The following is a 19,819-nucleotide window of genomic DNA, read 5'->3' on the forward strand; positions in this document are numbered from 1 at the left end:
ATACTCGTCCTTTGTGAGAGACGTATCCACGGGCCGGGGGACAGGATAGGTTTGTCCACGATAGGTTTGAAGAAGACAGTCGATCAACAGGAGTCAAACGTGTCAGAACCACGCACAGTCCTCGTCACCGGCGGCAACCGCGGCATCGGCCGCACCATCGCCGAGGAGTTCATCGCTCAGGGTGACAATGTGGCCGTCACCTCCCGGAACGGACAGGCCCCCGAAGGCGCCCTGGCCGTGTCCGCCGATGTCACCGACACCGAGTCCATCGACCGGGCGTTCGCCGAGATCGAAGACAAGCTCGGACCCGTCGAGGTCGTCGTCGCCAACGCCGGCATCACCGCGGACAACCTGCTCATGCGGATGAACGACGAGGAATTCGAATCCGTCCTCGACACGAACCTCACCGGTGCGTTCCGCACCGTCAAACGCGCCATCACCGGCATGATCCGCGCGAAGCGCGGCCGCATCGTCCTCATCTCCTCGGTCTCGGGCCTCTACGGCGTGCCCGGCCAGGCCAACTACTCGGCGTCGAAGGCCGGACTCGTCGGCCTCGCCCGCTCCATCACCCGTGAGCTCGGCTCCCGCGGAATCACCGCCAACGTCGTCGCCCCCGGCTTCATCCGCACGGACATGACCGACGAGCTCAGCGAGAAGCAGCGCACCGAGTACCTCTCGACCATTCCGGCCAAGCGCTTCGCCGAACCGGCCGAAGTCGCGAAGGTCGTCCGCTGGGTGTCCTCCGACGAGGCCGCCTACATCTCCGGTGCCGTCATCCCCGTCGACGGCGGCCTCGGCATGGGCCACTGATCCCGGACTCCCTCCGATGCGGCCGTGCCGCTTCACAGCCCGTAGACTTCAGCACAGAGACCCCGCTCCACGCGGCATCACCCACACGCAATCACCCCTTCTGAGAAAGGACCACCATGGGAATTCTTGACGGAAAGCGCATCCTCGTCACCGGCGTGCTCACCGAGGCCTCGATCGCCTTCGCCGCCGCCCGCATCGCACAGGAGCAGGGAGCCGAGGTCATCCTCTCGAGCTTCGGTCGGCAGATGAAGATCACCCAGGTCATCGCCGAGCGTCTGCCCGAGACCCCGAAGGTCATCGAACTCGACGCCACCAATGACGACGACCTCGCGGCTCTGCCCGAGCGCCTCGGCGGCAACATCGACGGCATCGTCCACGCCATCGCCTTCGCACCGAAGGACGCTCTCGGCGGCGTGTTCCTCGACACCCCGTGGGAGTCGGTCTCCGCTGCCATCCACGTCTCCGCCTACTCGCTCAAGGCGATCACCGTGGCCGCCAAGCCCGTGCTCAACAAGGGCGCCGGTGTCGTCGGTCTCACCTTCGACGCGACCATCTCCTGGCCCGTCTACGACTGGATGGGCGTGGCCAAGGCCGCCTTCGAATCCACCGCCCGGTACCTCGCGAAGTACGTTGGAGACGACGGTGTGCGCGTCAACCTCGTCTCGGCCGGACCGCTCAAGACCACCGCTGCCACGTCGATCCCCGGCTTCGGAACCCTCGAAGACATGTGGGGCGACCGTGCACCGCTGGGCTGGGATCAGACGGACACCACCCCCGCCGGCAAGGCCATCGTCGCCCTGCTCTCGGACTGGTTCCCCGCCACCACCGGCGAAATGGTCCACGTCGACGGCGGCTTCCACTCCACCGGAGCCTGAGAGACCGCTCATGCCAGTGCTCATCCTCGCCCGCCATGCGAAGGCGGAGGCGCAAGGTGCCACGGACTTCGAACGGTCCTTGGACTCCAAAGGTCTGGCCCAAGCGGTCGAGGCCGGCGCAGAGATCGCCGAACGATGGTCACCCGATGTCGCCATCGCCTCGGCGGCCAGACGCACCGTGCAGACCGGTCAAGCCGTCGTCGAAGCCGTCAATCGGGCCCACGGCGGTTCGCTCGACGCCCCGGGCGTGCTGAGCCTGCGTGAGGACGAGTCCCTCTACGCCGGTGAGGTCGCGGATTGGATCGATGCGATCAATTCGATCCCCGCCGACGCGCAGTGCGCCTATATCGTCGGACACCAGCCCACCGTCGCCGAGGTGATCGGCTACCTCAACCCGGCCGGCGGAGTCCCGGATCCGTTCCGTCCCTCCTCGATCGCGGTCTTCGACCTCGAAAGCTGGGACGTCGAGCCGGGGACCTGCCCGGCACCGCAGATCCGAGTCTTCCACGGCGTGTGATCCGTGCCGGCAAACGTTTCCGGCATGATCTGATCGTGACATCCCTGAGGCCCTCCGATTCGTTCGGAGGGCCTCAGTCGTCTGTGTCGGGGCCACCTGCGACGGGGCCGTCTCTGCCGGGTCTGATGCCGAAGCTGACGGTCGGCGGTTTTCAGTCGTGTGCGCGGCTGCTGACGATCGTGAGCACCTCGCGCAGGTTCCTGGTCGACACCGAGACATCGGCGGCGGCGACGAGGGCCGGCTTCGCGCAGAACGCCACCCCGACGCCCGCGGCCTCGATCATCCCGATGTCATTGGCGCCGTCGCCGATCGCCACACTCTCGGCACGGTCGTACTCACCAGCGGCGAGCAGATCCTCGAAGATCTCTGCCTTCGCGCTCGGATCGATGACGCGACCGCTGGTGCGACCGGTGAGATGGCCCTCGACGACCTCCAGCCCGTTGGCGAAGACATCGGTGATGCCGAGCTCGGCGGCCACAGGTGCGATGATCGCGGTGAAGCCTCCGGACACGAGGGCGACCCGGCCTCCCGCGTCATGGACCGCGGCGACGAGCTGACGGGCCCCCTCGGTGAGGGTGATCTGCTCCCGCACCTCGTCGAGCACGGTCTCCGGCAGTCCGGCCAGCAGTGCGACCCGCTCGGCCAGGGACGCGGCGAAATCGAGTTCACCGGCCATCGCCCGTTCGGTGATTGCGGCGACCTGGTCGCCGACCCCGGCGTGAGCGGCGATGAGGTCGATGACCTCCTCGTTGATGAACGTCGAGTCGACGTCCATGACGAGCAGTCGGACGGGGAGATGGGCGGCTGCGGCCTCTGCGGTCTCGTTCATCCCTTCATCGTAGCCACAGCCATGATGTAGTCGGCGGCCGCGGGATGCAGCTGAGACAGCAGCGCCCCGAACTGCGGCGGAGCCACCGTGGCCGGAGCGAGCACAGCGGCTAAGCGGTGATGGATGTCGAGGGCTGCGTAGATCGCCCGGGAATCGGCCTCGGTGGGGATGAGCCGGGAGATCGGATGCATCGTCGACAGTTCCTCCTGCCAATCCCGCCACGGGCCCTGCCGCCACTCCTCGGGGACGTCGAGGGTCTCGATGAGGTTGAGACCCTCGATCACGAGCAGTCGCAGCCGTCGCAGCGCCTCCGCGGACGTGCCGACGGTCACCGGTCGGAAGGGAGTGGGCCGACAGGCGATGATCTCGACGTTCGCCTCGGCCCCGATGAGCGCGATGGCCGCCTGTTCATCACCTCGGTGGAGGACGACGGGGGCACTGTGGCGGCCGACCTGCGTGCGCGCATCCCGGTCGACCGGGGGAGTCGTGTGCGGCAGCGATGGGTGGTGCAGCGCCAGCCGCGCGTGCGTGATTCCGGCGGCGGCCGCCTCGGCGATGAAGAGCAGCAGGCCCGTCGGAGCGGAGGTCCCGAACACCTCGTCGGAGACGATGAGAGGAACATCACGATCATCGTCGAGAAACGCGGAGGTGACCTCGTCAGGGGGCAGGGTCGAGCGCAGGCGGTGATTGATCGCCAGGGTCAGCAGCAGGGAGTCGGTCGTCAGGTCCATGTCGAACCAGAATAGACGGCTCGCCTGCGATAGAGTCTGAGGATATGAGTGATGTCCTGACTTTGGATTCCGTGTCCGTGCGCCGGGGGTCGAATTTCCTCCTCGACGATTTCTCGCTGACCGTCGCCGAGGGCGAGCACTGGGCTGTGCTCGGACCCAACGGCGCGGGCAAAACGACCCTGCTCGAACTCGCCGCCGGACGTATGCACCCGACGACGGGCACGGTCGGCATCCTCGAGGAGCAGCTCGGGCGTGTCGACGTGTTCGAACTGCGCCCGCGCATCGGCTATGCCTCGACCGCGCTGGCCAACCGCATCCCCGGCTCCGAAGCGGTCCTCGACACCGTGCTCACCGCTGCCTACGGCGTCACCGGACGCTGGGTCGAAGAGTACGAACGCGACGACATCGATCGCGCCCACGACCTGCTTGCGGCCTTCCGCATCACCCATCTGGCCGAACGCACCTTCGGCACCCTGTCCGAAGGCGAACGCAAGCGGGTGCAGATCGCTCGCGCGCTCATGACCGATCCCGAGCTGCTGCTGCTCGACGAACCGGCCTCCGGGCTCGACTTCGGCGGACGTGAAGAGCTGCTCGGTGCGCTCTCGGAGATCCTGTCGTCGAAGTGGGCGCCGGCCACGATCATGGTCACTCACCACGTCGAGGAGATCCCGGAGGGGATCACCCACGTGCTGCTGCTCTCCGAAGGCACCGATCTGGCCTCAGGTCCGATCGAGGAGACCCTGACTGCCGATAACCTCGCCGCGACCTTCGGCATCGACGTCAAGCTCACCCGCGACGGTCAGCGCTACCACGCTCGTTCCGCCCGCTGAGCATGGAGCTGTGGCAGAGTCTCAGCCTCGAACCGTGGCAGATCGCCCTGATCGTCCTGGCCGGAGTCGCGGCCGGCGGCATCAACGCCGTCGTCGGATCCGGCACCCTGATCACGTTTCCCGCGCTCGTGGCCTTCGGCGTCGCGCCCGTCGTGTCGACGATGAGCAACGCCGTCGGCCTCATCCCCGGCAACATCGCCTCCTCCTTCGGCTACCGTGAGGAGCTGCGCGGTCAGTGGAGACGCATCCTCGGCTTCGTTCCCGCCTCGCTGCTGGGTTCACTGACCGGGGCGTATCTGCTTCTGCACCTGCCCGAGGACGCGTTCGAGACGATCGTGCCCGTCCTCCTCGTGGTCGCACTCATCATGGTCGTCGGACAGCCGTACCTGTCCCGGTACCTGAAGAGCCGGTCGCTGCGCCGCGCCGAGGCAGCCGGGATCGAGCACAGAGCCGCCTCGGCGGGGGACCAGCTCTCGACCGGTCGGTATCTGGCCGTGCTCCTCGTCGTCTTCCTTACCGCGATCTACGGCGGGTACTTCGCCGCTGCGCAGGGCATCATCCTCATCGCGCTCCTCGGTCTGCTGCTGCCCGACGATCTGCAGCGCCTCAACGGTCTGAAGAACGTCCTCGTCCTCGTCGTCAACACGGTCTCGGCGAGCACGTACATCATCGTCGGCCACGACCGCATCAACTGGATCGCCGTCATCTGCATCGCCGTCGGCTCGCTCATCGGCGGGTACTTCGGAGCTCGGGTCGGCCGTCGCTTCTCCCCGGTGCTGCTGCGCACGGTCATCGTCGCCCTCGGCCTCGTTGCGATCTGGAGGATCCTCACCCTGTGAACACCCCGGCCAAGGCTCCTCTCACCCGGCAGCAGGTCATCGACCGGGCCGCCGAGCTGGGCATCGCCGCCGCACGTCTGCGTTTCTTCGACGAGGCGGATCTGGCCGCGGGCGGTCTTACCGAGATGCACGACTACACGCAGCTGACCGATGTGGCGCTGCGCAGCGTGCGGGAACCTGCCGAGGGTCTCTTCATCGCCGAGTCCTCGAAGATCATCCGCCGGGCCCATGCCGCCGGCATGAGGGCCCGGTCCTACCTCACGAGTCCGAAGTGGCTGTTCGACCTCGCGGATCTCATCGCCGCCGATGATGTGCCGATCTTCATCGGCACCGACGCCGCCGTGGAGTCGCTCACCGGCTTCCACCTCCACCGAGGCGCTCTGTCCGCCATGGGCCGACCCGCATTGCCCGAGGTCGCCTCCGTGGTCGCCGGGGCCCGGCGCCTCGTCGTCATCGAGGACATCGTCGACCACACGAACGTCGGCGCGATCTTCCGATCCGCTGCGGCCTTCGGCGTCGACGCCGTACTCGTGACTCCACGCTGCGCCGACCCGCTCTACCGTCGGTCGATCCGCGTGTCCATGGGCACGGTGTTCCAGGTGCCGTGGACACGCATCGAGCGCTGGCCCGCCGGAATCGGATCGTTGCAGGACCTGGGCTTCCACGTTGCGGCACTGGCGCTCGACGAGAATTCGGTGGGTCTGCGCGACTTCGCCGCATCCGCCCCAGAACGCACCGCCGTCGTCTTCGGCACCGAGGGTGAGGGTCTGAAGAGATCGACGATCGCCGCCTGCGATTCGACCGTGATGATCCCCATGAGCGGGGGAGTCGATTCGCTCAACGTCGCGGCCGCCTCGGCGGTGACCTGCTTCGCTCTGCAGAGCGACTGAGCTCTGCGACCAGAGGAACCGACGGCCGACCCATCAGCACCCGAACCCGAAAGGATCTTCAGTGGACCGCAGCAGACTGGCCCAAGCCCTTGAAACCGGTCGCATCACCGGGGAAGTCGCGACCCCCAGGGAGAACAACCTCTCCCATATCCGCCGTTTCCTTGACCAGGAAAGGCAGTTCGACTTCGGTGTCGAACTCACCCGCGACTGGGACTATGAGTCGGTGTTCGCGCTCATGGTCGAACGTGCCGGGCTGCGTCCCGACCCCGCCTTCGTCGAAGGCGTGGATACGATCTCCACGCAGGCGTGCATCGACGCAACGGAGAAGCTCGCCGAGGCGGTCGGCCACGTCAGTCGGGAGGGCGGCCGGATCCTCTTCGCCACCGGCCATCCGGCAGGACTGCTGCCCGTGCACATGGCGATCGCCGCGGCGGCGAAATCCGCCGGTGCCCTCATCGATGTCTGTGACCATTTCATCCCGGTCCCGGAGATCGGCGGAGACGTCCGCCAGATCAACGATGTGTGGACCTGGCACCAGCACGGCGGCAGTCCCCACACGCATCTGGCCGAACCCATGCACGCGCTCCTCGATGACTTCGCCGCCCGCGGTGCCGGGGCCCCTGACCTCGTCGTCGCCGACCACGGTTGGGCCGGTGCCGCCTCGAGCCGGGGACTGCGCACCATCGGCTACGCCGACTGCAATGATCCGGCTCTCTTCGTCGCCGAGGCACAGGGGCAGATCGAGGCGACCATCCCGCTCGATGACGATGTCGTGCCGAACCTCTATGCCCCGCTCATCGACTTCGTCATCGACCGCGCGGGCCTCAACTGACCCGGCGACTGCCGATGCTCATCCGGCGGAACCGGCCCGGGGGTGATGGTCTGACCGAGCGACACGCTCAGTCGATGTCGTTGGCCAGCCCCTCGACCACCTCGGCGCCGGGCAGCGACGCGAGCGCAGAACCGGACAGGAGCAGCTTCGAGCCGCGGATTCCGGAGCCGATGATGAGCTCCTCGGCTTCGGCGACGCGGGAATCGATGAGCACCCGGTAGCTCTCCGGCAGGCCGATCGGGCCGATTCCGCCGTACTCCATCCCGGATTCGGCGACCGCCCGTTCCAAGGGGAGGAACGAGGCTTTGCGCACGTCGAGGAGTTTCTTCACCCGTTTGTTGACATCGGCTCGGGTGTTCGCGAGCACCATGCACGCCGCGATGCGCTCCTCCCCGGACCGTGAACCCGCCACGAGGACGCAGTTCGCGGAGGTGGCCGGCGGCAGATCGGTGGCGTCAAGCAGCGCCGCGGTGTCTGCGATCTGCGGGTCGATGGCGAAGACCTCGACGTCACCGGTGATCGCCGGCAGCGCCTCGGAGGTGGATCCGGCCATGAGCTCGGGCGCGGTGGCCGCGGGTCGGAGGGTGAACTGAGTGGAGAGTCGTTCCTTCGTGGTCATGGCCACAGTGTAGGAGATGAGTGTCGAATCGCTTTGTTCTCACCCATCGGTTAGACTGGGCTGTCGCTTCGTGTCCGGTTCCTACGGTTCGAGGCGTGTCCAGCAGACGAATTCGGGCACTGGCAGATGGGTCGGACCCATATCAGGCGCCTGAAAGAATTCAGCAGAGGTAAGAATATGAAGAAGGACATCCACCCGGAATACGCGCCGATCGTGTTCAACGATCTGGCCTCCGGCACCAAGTTCCTCACCCGCTCCACCGCCACGAGCGATAAGACCATCGAGTGGGAAGACGGCAGCACCTACCCCGTGATCGACGTCGAGATCTCGAGCGCATCGCACCCGTTCTACACGGGCAAGCAGCGCATCCTCGACTCCGCCGGCCGCGTGGAGAAGTTCAAGGACCGCTACAAGGGCTTCGGCAAGCGCTGATCCCGAGCGGTTCCGCTCAGCTTCATACGAACTGCCCCGCACACCGATCATGGTGTGCGGGGCAGTTCGCTGTCTGCAGACCATCTGGGTCAGGGATGAAGTCCCCGCGGGGACGAGGCAGGTTGCGTCCCCGCGGGGACACAACCCGGCTGAGCAGTGCTCAGTCGACGACGACGGAGACTTCGGGCGAAGGGCTCACTCGAGCCGCCGGGTGGTAGAGCGAAGCGACGCCGGTGGCGTTGTCGAGGCAGTTCGCGATTCCGTGAGCAACCTTCTCCTTGGCGGAGACAACCGCGTCCTTGATGTCGAGACCGGTGGCGATGCCCGCCGCGATCGAGGAGGCGAAGGAGCAGCCTGCCCCGTTGACGAGCTTGTTGTTGACCTTGCGCGAACGCAGAGTCGTCACGGACTCACCGTCGAAGAGGATATCGACGGCATCGTCACCGGCGAGGCGGGCTCCGCCTTTGACGACGACGTTCTTCGCACCCTGGCCGTGGATGATCTTCGCGGCCTCGATCATGCCCTCGACAGAATCGATGGGGTCGACGTCGGCCAGGGTAGCGGCCTCCTCGAGGTTCGGGGTGACGACGGTGGCCAAGGGCACGAGGTTCTCGACGAAGAGATCCTTCAGATCGACCATGGTGCCCGCGCCCTTGCATACGAGCACAGGGTCGAAGACGTAGGGCAGCTCGTTGGTCTTCAGCTCTTCGGCGAGGACCAGAGCCGAGTCGACGGAGCCGAGCATTCCGGACTTGATGGCGGTGAATTCGTGCACGGCCAGCGTCGACTCGAGCTGGCGGTTGACGACCTCGGGTTCGATGAATTCGAGGACGTGGCCGAATGCGTCGTTGGGGTCGAAAGTGACGATGCAGGTGACGACGGCAGTGCCGAAAGCACCGTATTCGTCGAACATCTTCAAGTCGGCTTCGAGTCCGGCTCCTCCGGAGACGTCGGATCCTGCGACGGTGAGCACTTTGGCGGTCATAGTGGTCCTTTCAGGTAAAGCGTCCGCGAAGAAGTCTACGCGGGTTCAAGCCCCCGCGTAGCCGTGCTGGCGCCAGGCTTCGTAGATGGCGATCGATGCCGAATTCGCCAGGTTGAGCGAGCGGCGAGCCGGCAGCATCGGGATCCGGACGGCCATGTCGACGTGCTCGTCGTCGGTGACCTCGTCGGGCAGGCCCGTCGATTCCCGCCCGAAGAGGAGGACATCACCGTCTCGGTACTCGACCTCGGCGAAGGAATTGTCCGTGTGCGTGCTGAACGCGATCACTCGACGCTCACCGAGGTGGCCCCACAGGTCGGCAAGCGATGGGTGAACGGTGACATGGGCGAGGTCGTGATAGTCGAGACCGGCTCGGCGCAGCTTTGCGTCGGAGAGGTCGAAGCCGAGGGGCTCGACAAGATGAAGATGGGCCCCGGTGACCGCGGCGAGCCGGATGGCATTGCCGGTGTTGCCGGGGATCTCGGGAGTGTGGAAGACGATGTCGATATTCATATCCCTCTCATCTTCTCACCCTGTGGCCCGCTGGTCCGACAGCGCGATCGCACGTGTGCCGCTGCCGTTCTTCCGGTGCGGTGACCATGGTCACCGCACCGCCCTGCGGACGAGCAGGTATCCCTGCCGACTCGCCTCCGGATAGCGGCCCACTCGGTCGGGTTCGCGTTCGAGACGGACGGCCGGAGTGAAACCGTGCGGCTCGAGGGCGGCGAGGACCTGATCGTTCGAGCGGCGGTGGAAATCGAGATCGACAGGGAAACCGGCGAGATCGGCGATGTGATCGACCCCGTCACCGAGCTGGAACGCCAGTTGGAACCAACCGCCCGGGCGGAGGACACGGGCCGCCTCGGCGAAGGCGAGCGCAAGCGCATCATCGGGGACGTGGATGGTCGAGTACCAGGCGACGAGGCCGGCGAAGGATTCATCGGCATAGGGCAGGGCGGTCACCGACCCGATGTCGAATCCGAGCGTCGGATAGAGGCCCTGGGCGAGACCGATCATGGCAGGGGAGAGGTCGAGACCGCGTGGGGTGAGCCCGAGCGCGGCGAGGAATGCGGTGATGCGACCGGGACCGCAGCCGATGTCGAGGACTTCGGCCGACCCGGTACCGAGGACGAGCTCGGAGAAGGCCCCGAGGATGGCCCGATCATGCGGTTTCGCAGTGAGCTCATCAGCGATCCAGTCCGTGTAGGTCTGCGAGATCGCATCATAGGAGTCACGCGTGGACACCTCACGGGTGCGCGTTTCGACCGGGGTCGGTGTCTGTGACTGTGCGGTGTCCGAGCCGTGGCCGCCGTCGTCTGCGCTGTCGTTGCTGCCTTCGGTCATGGAGTCACCCTACCCGTCGGTGCTGACATGACCGGGGCTGAGAGTTCGGCAATCCGCGGGGCCGGCGTGATTCAGCGCGGTCACCTGCAGAAACGAAACTCAATCGAATCTGGAATGCGTTCGAAGTCGCCGGTCTGCGTTCGATTGAGTTCTCGTGTCAGTGCCGACTTCTAGAGTGATGGCACGGTTGGCGGTCGTGGGGATTGCCGAACCGGAGGACCGAAGGGTCGCGGAAGGGCAGAACCATGAGAGACGACAAGCCGATTGATGTGGAGACCGCAGAGCTCGACGGGCTGAGTGTCGACCCGGGGGAATTTGGAGGGGCCGCGGCCGACGTGGATCTCAGCACCCTCACCTGCGCACAGATCGTGACCGATATCCGGCGCAACATCTCGTGCATCTCCTTCTGTCACGCTCGCGTCATCGCCCTCATCGATGAGGTTGAGCGGCGGGGGCTGTGGGCGGAATGGGTCGGAGTGAGGACTCTGGCCGAATGGGTGATGCATGTGGCATCGGTGAGCATGCACACTGCACGCGAATACGTCCGTGTGATGACAGCGCTGCGAGAGATGCCGAAGGTGAAGAGGAGCCTGGCAGACGGGGACATCAGCTTCTCCAAGGTGCGGGAAGTCACCCGATTGGGCGAGCGGATCGGCGACGATGAGGCGCTGCGCCTGGCCACTCTTGCCACGGGCAGCCAGATCAGCCGGATCTCCCAGAACTACCAGCAGCTGGCCGACAAGATCGACAACGGACCGTTCCCGCTGTTCCTGGCTCAAGACAGTGTGAGCATGCGTCAGGTGGCGCCTGGTCGGACCCGGATCACGATCGACCTCGAGGAAGACGAAGCCGCGGAGATCGCCACGATGCTCGATGCCGCCCGTCAGGTTCTCGAGCGTCCCGTTCGCGACGGCGCTTCCGACGAGCTCCGATCTGTGGCCGAGGACGGCACTGCGGTGGACGAGGCGCCTGATGAGCCGATCTCCCAAGTGATGTGCCTGATGGAGATCATCCATGCCTTCCCTCGCGCCGAGCCGGCGGGTTCGGTCGATGCCGATCGTGCTCGGCTGCTCGTCCACGCCTCCGCCGAGGTGATCACCCGCAGCGGCGCTGCCGTGGAAGCCGCCCCCGGACTTGAGCCCCCTCTTCTCAGCATCCCGGCAAGGACAGGAACTGAAGTCTGCGTCCCCGCGGGGACGCAGGCCGAACCGGAGGCGCCTGTAGGGCGAGCGGACACAACCTGTCGGATCGAAGGGTTCGGCGGCATCACCGCAGCGACGGCGGAGCGCCTGAGCTGTGAGGCGCTGATCAACGGGGTGGTCAAGGACGGCGGAGGCGATGTTCTGATGCTCGGGCGCTCGCGGCGACTGGTGAGCAGGCGACAGCGAATGGCCTTGAGCGTGCGCGATGTCTGCTGTCAATTCCCCGGCTGCCGCGCCCGCAGACGGTGCGATGCCCACCATATTCGTCCCTGGTCGCAGGGAGGGGCGACCGATATGGACAACCTCATCCTGCTCTGCCGCAGACACCACACCGTGGTGCACAAGTACCAGCTGCGCATCGAACGCACCGGAGCAGACTTCGCCGGAGCGATGCGCGGTCCCGCGGCCTTCGCCTTCTATCTGCCCGATGGCTCTCAGCTGCTTCCCCTGGAGAGTCGGGAGAGGGGACGGATGATGTTCAACACAGCGGTTCGCGTTGCAGAGGTCAGGAAGGCCACTGAGGCGGCCGATCCCGGCACTGTCGGCGGTGGCTACGGCTTTGACCTCGGCCTCTGCATCGCGTGGATGTTCGAAGCCGAATGGCGACACGCCCGGGAGCGCAGAGCTGGTGTCTGAATCTTGCCAATTTCGAACACCAGTTCGATAATAGATGTCATGTCAGCAGCACCGGTCGTCGAACAGCTCAGCCGGGAGATGGGGATCTCCACGGCTGCGGCTCTGTTCGATCAGATCCCACCCCATCCGGTGGATCCTGTGCTCTCTCCGCTGTTTCGCCGCGGTGGTCTGCCGCGTGGTGAACTCGTCACCGTCAGCGGTGAGCTGTCGTTGAGCTGCGGCTTGGCGACGATCGCTGCGGCGACCCGGGAACAGAAGTGGTGTGCCGGCATCGGACTCGGCGAACCGGCCGTGTCCTCGATTGCCGACCTCGGTGTCGACCTCGACCATTTCGTCAACCTCGCGACCCCCGGTGAGGACTGGCTGCGGGTGGCTTCGATCCTCATCGAATCCTTCGACATCATCCTCGTCGACCCCGGCTTCGCCCCGAGTGCTTCGGAACGGGCTCGGCTCCTGGCGAAGATCCGTGAACGACGGATGAGTCTCATCAGTCTCCGTCCCCTGTCCGGCAGCACGGAGCAGATCGAGATCACCGATACCCGCTGGTCGGGTGCCGAACACGGTCGCGGGCGTCTGCAGTCCTGCCTCGTCCGTGCTCGTTCACAGACGGGAGCCCATCGGTTCTTGCTGCCCGGCCCGTCCGGGACTCCCACGAGCGTCCCCGCGGGGACGCTCGACGTTCCCGCCGAAACCTCCGATGCAGCTGCCGGAGTGTCCACCACCCAGACAGGGACAGGGGATGCGGAGACCGCCGACGATCCTCGCTGGTCGACGATCACACAGCTGCGGCAGGTGATCAGCCATGTCGGATGAGTTCAGCCGCACCCTCGTCCTGACGGTGCCCGACTGGCCGGCCGTGGCCGCAGCGGTCGAACACGGCATCGGACCGGGCCGCCCGGTCGCAGTCCTCCACGGAGGCAAGGTCATCGCCGCCAATGCTCCCGCCCGTGCGGCCGGAATCACCGCCGGCAACAACAGGCGTGCCGTGGGATACCGCTGCCCGGAAGCCCATGTCGCCGTCTGGGATGAAGAGGCAGACAACCGACACTTCAGTGCCGGAGTCGCCGCCCTCGAAGACCTCGTCGCCCGGTTCACTCTGCTCAGCCCGGGAACCTTGGCGATCCCTCTCGATTCGCTCAGACACAGCTGCGCAGACGAAGCCGGCGCTGTCGAAACCCTGGTCTCCGCTCTCGTCGACGACACCGGATGGGAATTCTTCCCCGGAATCGCCGACACCGTCTTCGCCGCCGTCCTCGCCGCAGGTCAAGCGCGTCGGGTCGAGCCCGGGCAGACCGTGGACTTCCTCTCGGCCCAGCCGATCACCACCCTGGAATACGCCGGCACCGAGGCGACCGGGCTGATCGAGGTCTTCCTGCAGTTGGGGCTGCGCACCCTCGGCGACTTCGCTCGCCTTGCGGCCGAAGACGTGAGCGCACGCTTCGGTGCCTTCGGCCGGCATGTGCACGACCTGGCCTCCGGTCGGGAAACGGTCCCGCTTGCCGACCACGTCCGCGGCGAACAGCTCGAAGTCGAACTCGACCTCGATGCCCCGACGACCCGCAGCGACACCCTCGGATTCCTCGCCCGCCAGCTCGGTGCAGATCTGCTGGCCAAGGTGCGCAGGCAGGGGCTGGTCTGCACGCAGATCACGATCGAACTCGATGCCGCAGCCGGTCGATCCTCATCCCGAACCTGGCGGATTGAGGACATGCAGGAGAACTCGATCGCAGACCGACTGAGGTGGCAGGCCGAAGGCTGGCTGGCCGGCGGTGCAGCTCCGCGCGGCGACAGTCGGCAGGAGCCCGACACCGTCGACGATCCGGCCCCCGACGTCGAGGACTTCTCCGAAGACGGCATCATCGCGTTGCGCCTCATCGCCGCCGAATTGACCACCCCGATCGGTGCCACGCGGAGCCTGTTCGACGAGAACACCGGGCAGATCACCCATACCCTCGAACGTCTGCAGGGACTGTTCGGGCCCGATGCCGTCCTGGTCCCCGGCCTCCAAGGCGGGTGGGACCCCGCCGAGACGAACCTGTGGACCCCGTGGCAGCAGGCAGCCGTCCCTGAGCGCAGCCCCTCTGCGCCCTGGCCCGGTGCCCTGCACGCGCCCCGTCCGACGACCGTCGAACGCCTCGCCGTCGACGTGCTCGCAGCCGACGGGACGTCGGTGGAAGCCCGCCCCTCGGGGCTGGAGGCCACACCGGCGACGATCAGATTCCCCACCGGGCAGACCGAGGCCGTCACCGACTACTCGGGCTCCTGGCCCATCGAATCCGGGTGGTGGGATCCCGAACGGGCCGTGTACCGGACCCGACTGCAGGTCGTCACCGATACCGGGCGCGCTCTGCTGCTGAGCAAGGAACACGGCCAGTGGTACCTGACCGGACGCTACTGCTGATCAGGTTCCGGACCACGGTCACTGATGAGAAACCATGGATGAGAGGAGGCCGCGATGGGATTTTCGAACCCGCGCACCCCCTGGTCGAAGCTCGCCCGCCGACTCGAAGGCAAAGACACACCCGGAGTACGCGAGGCCTCCGACTCACGTGCCGCCCCGGGGACGGGAGGAGCGGACGGCGCAACCGACAAACACAGTGCCGACAAACACAGTGTTGACAAACATGCCGACGGCTCCGACGCGCCGGCGTTCTCTCGCCCCGACCGCTACCAGGTCTCCGTCGGACCAGGCGGTTCGGACGGGCGCGGCCGCTACCACGAACCGACAGGCGCCGGCATGGGGAGGGGGACGAACGGCGGTCCGCCGCCGCGACGGACGAACGTGGAGTGGGCGGAGCTGCACGTGCATTCCCAGTTCAGCTTCCTCGACGGGGCGTCCGAACCCGAAGAGCTCGTCGCCGCCGGAGCCGCTGCCGGACTGACCTCTCTGGCGCTGACCGACCACAACGGTCTCTACGGTGCGGTCCGCTTCGCCCATGCCGCCGCCGAAGCGGGGCTGGACACTGTCTTCGGCTCCGAACTGTCCCTCGGGTTGGAAGAGAAGATCCCCGGCCAGACCGATCCCGATGCGAAACACCTGCTCGTCCTCGCTCGCAGCGTCGACGGCTACCACCGACTCTCCCAGGCCATCACCGAGGCGAATCTGCGCGGGGAGAAGAACCGCCCCGTCTTCGACATCGAAGAGCTGGCGGCGATGGACGGCGACTGGATGATCCTCACCGGCTGCCGCAAGGGTCCGCTGCGACAGGCCCTGGGCGATGACGATGGGGGCCTCGGCGCTCTGCGCGAACTCACTGCGCTCTTCGGACCCGATCGGGTCGCCGTCGAACTCAGCCGGGACGGAACCCCGGATGACGACGAAAGGCTGCGCCACCTCGGCGATCTGGCCAAGCGCACGCATCTGCCGATCGTGGCGAGCAACGCCGTCCACTTCGCCACCCGCGCCGGCTGGAAGTCCGCGCAGGTGAGAGCCTCGGTGCGCGCACGACTCTCCTTGGACGAACTGACCGGATGGCTGCCGGCGACGGCGAGCGCCCGCATCCACACGGGAGAGGAGATGGCCGCGAGGTTCCCCCGGCAGGCGTTGGAGAACGCGGTGCGGATCGGGAGGGAATGTTCCTTCGTCCTGTCTGCGGCCCGTCCCGATCTGCCGAAGGCGCCGATGCCCGATGAGGGCGACGGGGAGGCCTATCTGCGCGGTCTCATCGCCGACCGCGGCCGGCACCGCTACGGGACCAGAGCCGAGAACCCGAGAGCGTGGGAGCAGCTGGATCGGGAGATGGACATGATCGCACAGCTGGGTTTCTGCGGATACTTCCTCATCGTCTTCGACATCACCGAATTCTGCCGTCAGATGGGGATCTTCTGCCAGGGGCGGGGCTCGGCGGCGAACTCCGCGGTCTGCTTCGTCCTCGGCATCACCGCCGTCGACGCGGTCAAGCACGAGCTGCTCTTCGACCGGTTCCTGTCCCCGGACCGCAAGGGGTATCCGGACATCGACATCGACATCGAATCGGGCCGCCGCGAGGAGGTCATCCAATACGTCTACGATCATTTCGGCCGAGATCGGGCCGCTCAGGTCGCCAATGTCATCACCTACCGAGCGAAATCGGCGATCCGGGACGCGGCCTTCAGCCTCGGCTACGCTCCCGGACAGCAGGATGCGTTCTCGAAGGCGAGCAACCGGTGGGCGAGCCTGCCCGATGCCGCAGACTCGTCGGTGCCCGCGCCCGTGCTCCGGGTCGCCGGAGACCTGCTCGGCTCACCCCGGCACCTGGGCATCCACTCCGGCGGAATGATCCTCGCCGACCGTGCCATCGGCGAGGTGGTGCCGATCGAGAAGGCCACGATGGGCCACCGCACCGTGGTGCAGTGGGACAAAGACGACTGTGCGGCCATGGAACTGGTGAAGTTCGATCTGCTCGGCCTGGGCATGCTCACCGCCCTGCACGAGATGGTCGGTCTCGTCCACCGCCACACCGGCGTCCTCATCGACCGGGCGGAGATCGACGACACGGATGACGCCGTCTACGAGATGCTGTGCCGCGCCGATGCCGTCGGGGTCTTCCAGGTCGAATCCCGGGCCCAGCTGGCGACCCTGCCTCGGCTGCGACCGAAGACGTTCTACGACCTGGCCGTGCAGGTCGCGCTCATCCGCCCGGGCCCGATCCAGGGCGGCTCCGTTCACCCATACATCCGCAGGCGGCAGAGCCTCGACGAGGTCGAATACCTCCACCCGCTGCTCGAGAAGTCCTTGGCCAAGACCTGCGGAGTGCCGCTGTTCCAAGAGCAGCTCATGCAGATGGCCATCGATGTCGGAGGCTTCACCGGGGCCGACGCCGACCGCCTGCGGCAGGCCATGGGCTCACGCCGGTCGGAGAAGCGGATGGCCGAACTCGCAGAGAAGTTCCGCCTCGGCGCCCTGGAACGTGGGGTCGACGAAGATACCGCCGAGGCGATCTTCGCGACCATCGCCGCCTTCGCGAACTACGGGTTCCCCGAATCGCACGCGATCAGCTTCGCGAACCTCGTCTACCAGTCCGCCTGGTTCAAGCATCACCATCATGCGGCGTTCACTGCCGGACTGCTGCGCAGCCAGCCGATGGGCTTCTACTCACCGCAGTCGCTCATCGCCGATGCCCGCCGACATGGGGTGCCGATCCTGCCCGTCGACATCCGCTGTTCGCAGGCGGCGACCGACCTCGAACGGGTCGGGCTCGGGGACGCGGGGAGCACCGGCACCGAGGCGGCCGCCTCGGCGGGGGAGCTGGGGATCCGTCTGGGACTGGACACGGTCGCACATGTCGGCACCTTCGCCGAGGTGATCGTGGCCGAACGCGAATCCGCTCCCTTCTCCTCGGTGGCGGACCTGGCCGAACGCACAGGAATCGGCAAGCAGGCCCTGGAGTCCTTGGCCACGGCCGGAGCCCTGGCCGGATTCGACCTCGACCGCAGGCAGGCGCTGTGGCTGGCCGGGGGAGTCGCCGGTGCCCACCCGGGGCTGCTGCCGGGGACGGCGACGGTGGACTCGGCACCGGCGCTGCCGACGATGGACGCCTTCGATGTGACCTTGGCCGAGCTCTTCTCCACCGGGATCACCGTCGACGGCTACCCCACACAGATCCTGCGGGAGACGCTGCGCGCCCGCGGGTACTCCTCGACCGCGGATGCCGCACGCGCTGCGGACGGGACCCGGATGACCGTGGCCGCGATCGTCACCCACCGGCAGCGTCCTGCCACCGCCTCGGGGATCACCTTCATCAACCTCGAAGACGAATTCGGAATGCTCAATGTCGTCGCCACGGCCGGACTGATGAAACGCTTCCGCGCGGTCGCGACCTCCCGCAACGTCCTCGTCGTCACCGGTCTCATCCAGCGCGGGGGAGACGTCGTGAGCCTCTACGCACACAAACTCATCCCGCTCGAAGTGCAGCTGCCGACGAAGGCACGGAACTTCCGCTGAGGACAGGGGCCGGCTGATCTGCGCACAGCAAATGCCTGTCGAAATGCGACCGGCGGGAGTCTGTCATCTGTGACGAAAGATGACACGTGATGACACCAACATGACACACAGGCGGACGTGCGTCGAGAAAGTCGATGACAGTAGACAACATCACATCGACCTCAACCGCCGGCACCGCCGTCGCCCTCACAGAGGAGAGACACCATGAGCCAGTCATTCGACACCCGTCAGATCCACGCGGGACAGACACCCGACCCGGCCACCGGATCGCGTGCGCTGCCGATTCACCAGACGACCTCCTTCGTCTTCGACAGCAACGAGACCGCGGCCAACCGCTTCGCCCTCTCCGAGCTCGGTCCGATCTACACCCGCATCACGAACCCGACCACCGAGGTCGTGGAGAACCGCATCGCCGACCTCGAAGGCGGGGTGCACGCCGTGCTCACCGCATCGGGACAGTCCGCAGCCCTGCTGGCGATCACGAACATCGCCGGTGCCGGTGATCACATCGTGGCCAGCTCCAGCCTCTACGGCGGCACGCAGAACCTCTTCAACGTCACCCTGCGCAAGCTCGGCATCGACACCACCTTCGTCGACGTCGACGATCTCGACGAGTGGAAGAACGCCGTGCAGGAGAACACGAAGCTGTTCTTTGCAGAGGTCGTCTCCAACCCCCGCTCCGATGTCCTCGACATCACCGCCGTCGCCGATATCGCCCACGCCGCCGGTGTGCCGCTGTTCACCGACAACACGCTGGCCAGCCCCTACCTCGTGCGTCCGATCGAACACGGCGCCGATGTCGTCCTCCATTCGGCCACGAAGTACCTCGGCGGACACGGCACCTCGATCGCCGGTGTCGTCGTCGACAGCGGAAACTTCGACTACGGCGCACAGCCGGAGAAGTTCCCCGGCTTCAACGAACCCGATGAGTCCTACAACGGTCTCGTCTACGCCCGTGACCTCGGAGCCGACGGCCCCTTCGGCGCCAATGTGTCCTTCGGGCTCAAGGCCCGGGTGCAGGGCCTGCGCGATCTCGGACCGGCGGCCAGCCCGTTCAACGCCTTCCTCATCGCTCAGGGGCTGGAGACGCTGAGCCTGCGCATCGCCCGTCACGTCGAGAACGCTGAGAAGGTCGCCGCCTACCTCGAAGGTCACGACCAGGTCACCCGCGTCGCCTACGCCGGGCTCGCCTCGAGCCCCTGGAGCGAGAAGGCGAAGAAGTACCTGCCCAACGGCGTCGGATCCGTGTTGGCCTTCGACATCGCCGGCGGCTACGACGCAGCTGTGGCCTTCGTCGACGCCCTCGAACTGCACTCACACGTGGCCAACATCGGCGACGTCCGCTCCCTCGTCATCCACCCGGCCTCGACCACGCACTCGCAGCTCGACGACGCGGCTCAGGAAGCGGCCGGAGTCAACCCCGCACTGGTGCGCCTGTCCGTGGGCCTCGAAGGCATCGACGACATCATCGGCGACCTCGACAAGGGCTTCGCAGCAGCAGCGGCGAAGGCGTCGACCGCGGCCTGAG

Annotated in this window: 19 protein-coding genes; 13 read left to right on the forward strand and 6 right to left on the reverse strand. The window is 66.6% G+C overall.

What is annotated here, in order from left to right; genetic code table 11:
- The first annotated feature begins 99 nt into the window (after positions 1 to 99).
- The 3 genes from ACSE4D_RS17310 (at position 100) to ACSE4D_RS17320 (ending at position 2,202) form a co-directional block, all read left to right on the forward strand.
- Positions 100 to 810: a beta-ketoacyl-ACP reductase gene (locus ACSE4D_RS17310; RefSeq protein WP_135540959.1), complete on the forward strand. Its 711-nt coding sequence runs from the start codon at positions 100 to 102 to the stop codon at positions 808 to 810.
- Positions 811 to 926: 116 nt separating this feature from the next.
- Entirely contained in the window at positions 927 to 1,685 is a 759-nt protein-coding gene (fabI, locus tag ACSE4D_RS17315; RefSeq protein WP_135540957.1) for an enoyl-ACP reductase FabI, read from the forward strand.
- A gap of 10 nt (positions 1,686 to 1,695) precedes the next feature.
- Positions 1,696 to 2,202: a SixA phosphatase family protein gene (locus tag ACSE4D_RS17320; protein ID WP_135540955.1), complete on the forward strand. Its 507-nt coding sequence runs from the start codon at positions 1,696 to 1,698 to the stop codon at positions 2,200 to 2,202.
- Between the two features lie 151 nt (positions 2,203 to 2,353).
- Here ACSE4D_RS17320 and serB read toward each other — a convergent pair whose 3' ends face one another.
- Complete coding sequence (gene serB, locus ACSE4D_RS17325) at positions 2,354 to 3,031, reverse strand: phosphoserine phosphatase SerB (RefSeq protein ID WP_135540954.1); 678 nt, start codon at positions 3,029 to 3,031, stop codon at positions 2,354 to 2,356.
- The gene (locus tag ACSE4D_RS17330; RefSeq protein ID WP_135540952.1) at positions 3,028 to 3,762 is read right to left on the reverse strand and encodes a hypothetical protein; all 735 of its coding nucleotides are present in this window, start codon (positions 3,760 to 3,762) and stop codon (positions 3,028 to 3,030) included. Before ACSE4D_RS17330 ends, serB begins: the two co-directional genes overlap by 4 nt.
- Before the next feature lie 44 nt (positions 3,763 to 3,806).
- On the opposite strand from ACSE4D_RS17330, the gene ACSE4D_RS17335 reads away from it, so the two are divergent.
- From ACSE4D_RS17335 to ACSE4D_RS17350, 4 genes are all read left to right on the forward strand, one after another.
- Positions 3,807 to 4,592 carry an ABC transporter ATP-binding protein gene (locus tag ACSE4D_RS17335; RefSeq protein ID WP_135540950.1) on the forward strand — a complete coding sequence of 262 codons (786 nt, stop codon included), beginning with the start codon at positions 3,807 to 3,809 and terminating at the stop codon, positions 4,590 to 4,592.
- A 2-nt stretch (positions 4,593 to 4,594) separates the two neighbouring features.
- Complete coding sequence (locus ACSE4D_RS17340) at positions 4,595 to 5,431, forward strand: sulfite exporter TauE/SafE family protein (RefSeq protein ID WP_135540948.1); 837 nt, start codon at positions 4,595 to 4,597, stop codon at positions 5,429 to 5,431.
- Positions 5,428 to 6,321: a TrmH family RNA methyltransferase gene (locus tag ACSE4D_RS17345; protein WP_135540947.1), complete on the forward strand. Its 894-nt coding sequence runs from the start codon at positions 5,428 to 5,430 to the stop codon at positions 6,319 to 6,321. The genes ACSE4D_RS17340 and ACSE4D_RS17345 overlap by 4 nt, the downstream gene beginning before the upstream one ends.
- A gap of 61 nt (positions 6,322 to 6,382) precedes the next feature.
- Positions 6,383 to 7,153: a phosphatase gene (locus ACSE4D_RS17350; RefSeq protein ID WP_135540945.1), complete on the forward strand. Its 771-nt coding sequence runs from the start codon at positions 6,383 to 6,385 to the stop codon at positions 7,151 to 7,153.
- A gap of 67 nt (positions 7,154 to 7,220) precedes the next feature.
- Here ACSE4D_RS17350 and ACSE4D_RS17355 read toward each other — a convergent pair whose 3' ends face one another.
- Positions 7,221 to 7,772, reverse strand: a complete 552-nt coding sequence (locus tag ACSE4D_RS17355) for a YbaK/EbsC family protein (RefSeq protein WP_135540943.1) — start codon at positions 7,770 to 7,772, stop codon at positions 7,221 to 7,223.
- 177 nt (positions 7,773 to 7,949) lie between these two features.
- On the opposite strand from ACSE4D_RS17355, the gene ACSE4D_RS17360 reads away from it, so the two are divergent.
- The gene (locus ACSE4D_RS17360; RefSeq protein WP_135540941.1) at positions 7,950 to 8,204 is read left to right on the forward strand and encodes a type B 50S ribosomal protein L31; all 255 of its coding nucleotides are present in this window, start codon (positions 7,950 to 7,952) and stop codon (positions 8,202 to 8,204) included.
- A gap of 160 nt (positions 8,205 to 8,364) precedes the next feature.
- Here ACSE4D_RS17360 and ACSE4D_RS17365 read toward each other — a convergent pair whose 3' ends face one another.
- From ACSE4D_RS17365 to ACSE4D_RS17375, 3 genes are all read right to left on the reverse strand, one after another.
- Entirely contained in the window at positions 8,365 to 9,189 is an 825-nt protein-coding gene (locus tag ACSE4D_RS17365) for a PfkB family carbohydrate kinase (RefSeq protein ID WP_135540939.1), read from the reverse strand.
- 45 nt (positions 9,190 to 9,234) lie between these two features.
- Positions 9,235 to 9,699: a tRNA (cytidine(34)-2'-O)-methyltransferase gene (locus tag ACSE4D_RS17370; RefSeq protein WP_135540937.1), complete on the reverse strand. Its 465-nt coding sequence runs from the start codon at positions 9,697 to 9,699 to the stop codon at positions 9,235 to 9,237.
- Positions 9,700 to 9,789: 90 nt separating this feature from the next.
- Positions 9,790 to 10,530, reverse strand: a complete 741-nt coding sequence (locus ACSE4D_RS17375) for a class I SAM-dependent methyltransferase (RefSeq protein WP_135540935.1) — start codon at positions 10,528 to 10,530, stop codon at positions 9,790 to 9,792.
- Positions 10,531 to 10,775: 245 nt separating this feature from the next.
- Here ACSE4D_RS17375 and ACSE4D_RS17380 point away from each other — a divergent pair, with 245 nt between their 5' ends.
- The 5 genes from ACSE4D_RS17380 (at position 10,776) to ACSE4D_RS17400 (ending at position 19,818) form a co-directional block, all read left to right on the forward strand.
- Entirely contained in the window at positions 10,776 to 12,368 is a 1,593-nt protein-coding gene (locus ACSE4D_RS17380) for an HNH endonuclease signature motif containing protein (RefSeq protein WP_135540933.1), read from the forward strand.
- A 39-nt stretch (positions 12,369 to 12,407) separates the two neighbouring features.
- Positions 12,408 to 13,181 carry a DNA recombination/repair protein RecA gene (locus ACSE4D_RS17385; RefSeq protein WP_240689951.1) on the forward strand — a complete coding sequence of 258 codons (774 nt, stop codon included), beginning with the start codon at positions 12,408 to 12,410 and terminating at the stop codon, positions 13,179 to 13,181.
- Positions 13,171 to 14,769 carry a Y-family DNA polymerase gene (locus tag ACSE4D_RS17390; protein WP_135540931.1) on the forward strand — a complete coding sequence of 533 codons (1,599 nt, stop codon included), beginning with the start codon at positions 13,171 to 13,173 and terminating at the stop codon, positions 14,767 to 14,769. Before ACSE4D_RS17385 ends, ACSE4D_RS17390 begins: the two co-directional genes overlap by 11 nt.
- Before the next feature lie 54 nt (positions 14,770 to 14,823).
- On the forward strand, positions 14,824 to 18,291 hold the full coding sequence (locus ACSE4D_RS17395; RefSeq protein ID WP_135540929.1) for an error-prone DNA polymerase: 3,468 nt from the start codon (positions 14,824 to 14,826) through the stop codon (positions 18,289 to 18,291).
- Between the two features lie 204 nt (positions 18,292 to 18,495).
- Complete coding sequence (locus ACSE4D_RS17400) at positions 18,496 to 19,818, forward strand: O-acetylhomoserine aminocarboxypropyltransferase/cysteine synthase family protein (protein WP_135540927.1); 1,323 nt, start codon at positions 18,496 to 18,498, stop codon at positions 19,816 to 19,818.
- Position 19,819 lies beyond the last annotated feature (1 nt).

It is taken from the genome of Brevibacterium sp. FAM 27836, assembly GCF_051351055.1.
Classification (GTDB): Bacteria; Actinomycetota; Actinomycetes; order Actinomycetales; family Brevibacteriaceae; genus Brevibacterium.

Bases quoted from the DNA above. Each gene is read 5' to 3' on its own strand.
- ACSE4D_RS17395 (WP_135540929.1), top strand. From the start codon at position 14,824: ATGGGATTTTCGAACCCGCGCACCCCCTGGTCGAAGCTCGCCCGCCGA.
- ACSE4D_RS17400 (WP_135540927.1), top strand. From the start codon at position 18,496: ATGAGCCAGTCATTCGACACCCGTCAGATCCACGCGGGACAGACACCC.
- ACSE4D_RS17365 (WP_135540939.1), bottom strand. From the start codon at position 9,189: ATGACCGCCAAAGTGCTCACCGTCGCAGGATCCGACGTCTCCGGAGGA.
- ACSE4D_RS17355 (WP_135540943.1), bottom strand. From the start codon at position 7,772: ATGACCACGAAGGAACGACTCTCCACTCAGTTCACCCTCCGACCCGCG.
- ACSE4D_RS17335 (WP_135540950.1), top strand. From the start codon at position 3,807: ATGAGTGATGTCCTGACTTTGGATTCCGTGTCCGTGCGCCGGGGGTCG.
- ACSE4D_RS17360 (WP_135540941.1), top strand. From the start codon at position 7,950: ATGAAGAAGGACATCCACCCGGAATACGCGCCGATCGTGTTCAACGAT.
- serB (WP_135540954.1), bottom strand. From the start codon at position 3,031: ATGAACGAGACCGCAGAGGCCGCAGCCGCCCATCTCCCCGTCCGACTG.
- ACSE4D_RS17390 (WP_135540931.1), top strand. From the start codon at position 13,171: ATGTCGGATGAGTTCAGCCGCACCCTCGTCCTGACGGTGCCCGACTGG.
- ACSE4D_RS17380 (WP_135540933.1), top strand. From the start codon at position 10,776: ATGAGAGACGACAAGCCGATTGATGTGGAGACCGCAGAGCTCGACGGG.
- ACSE4D_RS17320 (WP_135540955.1), top strand. From the start codon at position 1,696: ATGCCAGTGCTCATCCTCGCCCGCCATGCGAAGGCGGAGGCGCAAGGT.
- ACSE4D_RS17370 (WP_135540937.1), bottom strand. From the start codon at position 9,699: ATGAATATCGACATCGTCTTCCACACTCCCGAGATCCCCGGCAACACC.
- ACSE4D_RS17375 (WP_135540935.1), bottom strand. From the start codon at position 10,530: ATGACCGAAGGCAGCAACGACAGCGCAGACGACGGCGGCCACGGCTCG.
- fabI (WP_135540957.1), top strand. From the start codon at position 927: ATGGGAATTCTTGACGGAAAGCGCATCCTCGTCACCGGCGTGCTCACC.
- ACSE4D_RS17385 (WP_240689951.1), top strand. From the start codon at position 12,408: ATGTCAGCAGCACCGGTCGTCGAACAGCTCAGCCGGGAGATGGGGATC.
- ACSE4D_RS17340 (WP_135540948.1), top strand. From the start codon at position 4,595: ATGGAGCTGTGGCAGAGTCTCAGCCTCGAACCGTGGCAGATCGCCCTG.
- ACSE4D_RS17330 (WP_135540952.1), bottom strand. From the start codon at position 3,762: ATGGACCTGACGACCGACTCCCTGCTGCTGACCCTGGCGATCAATCAC.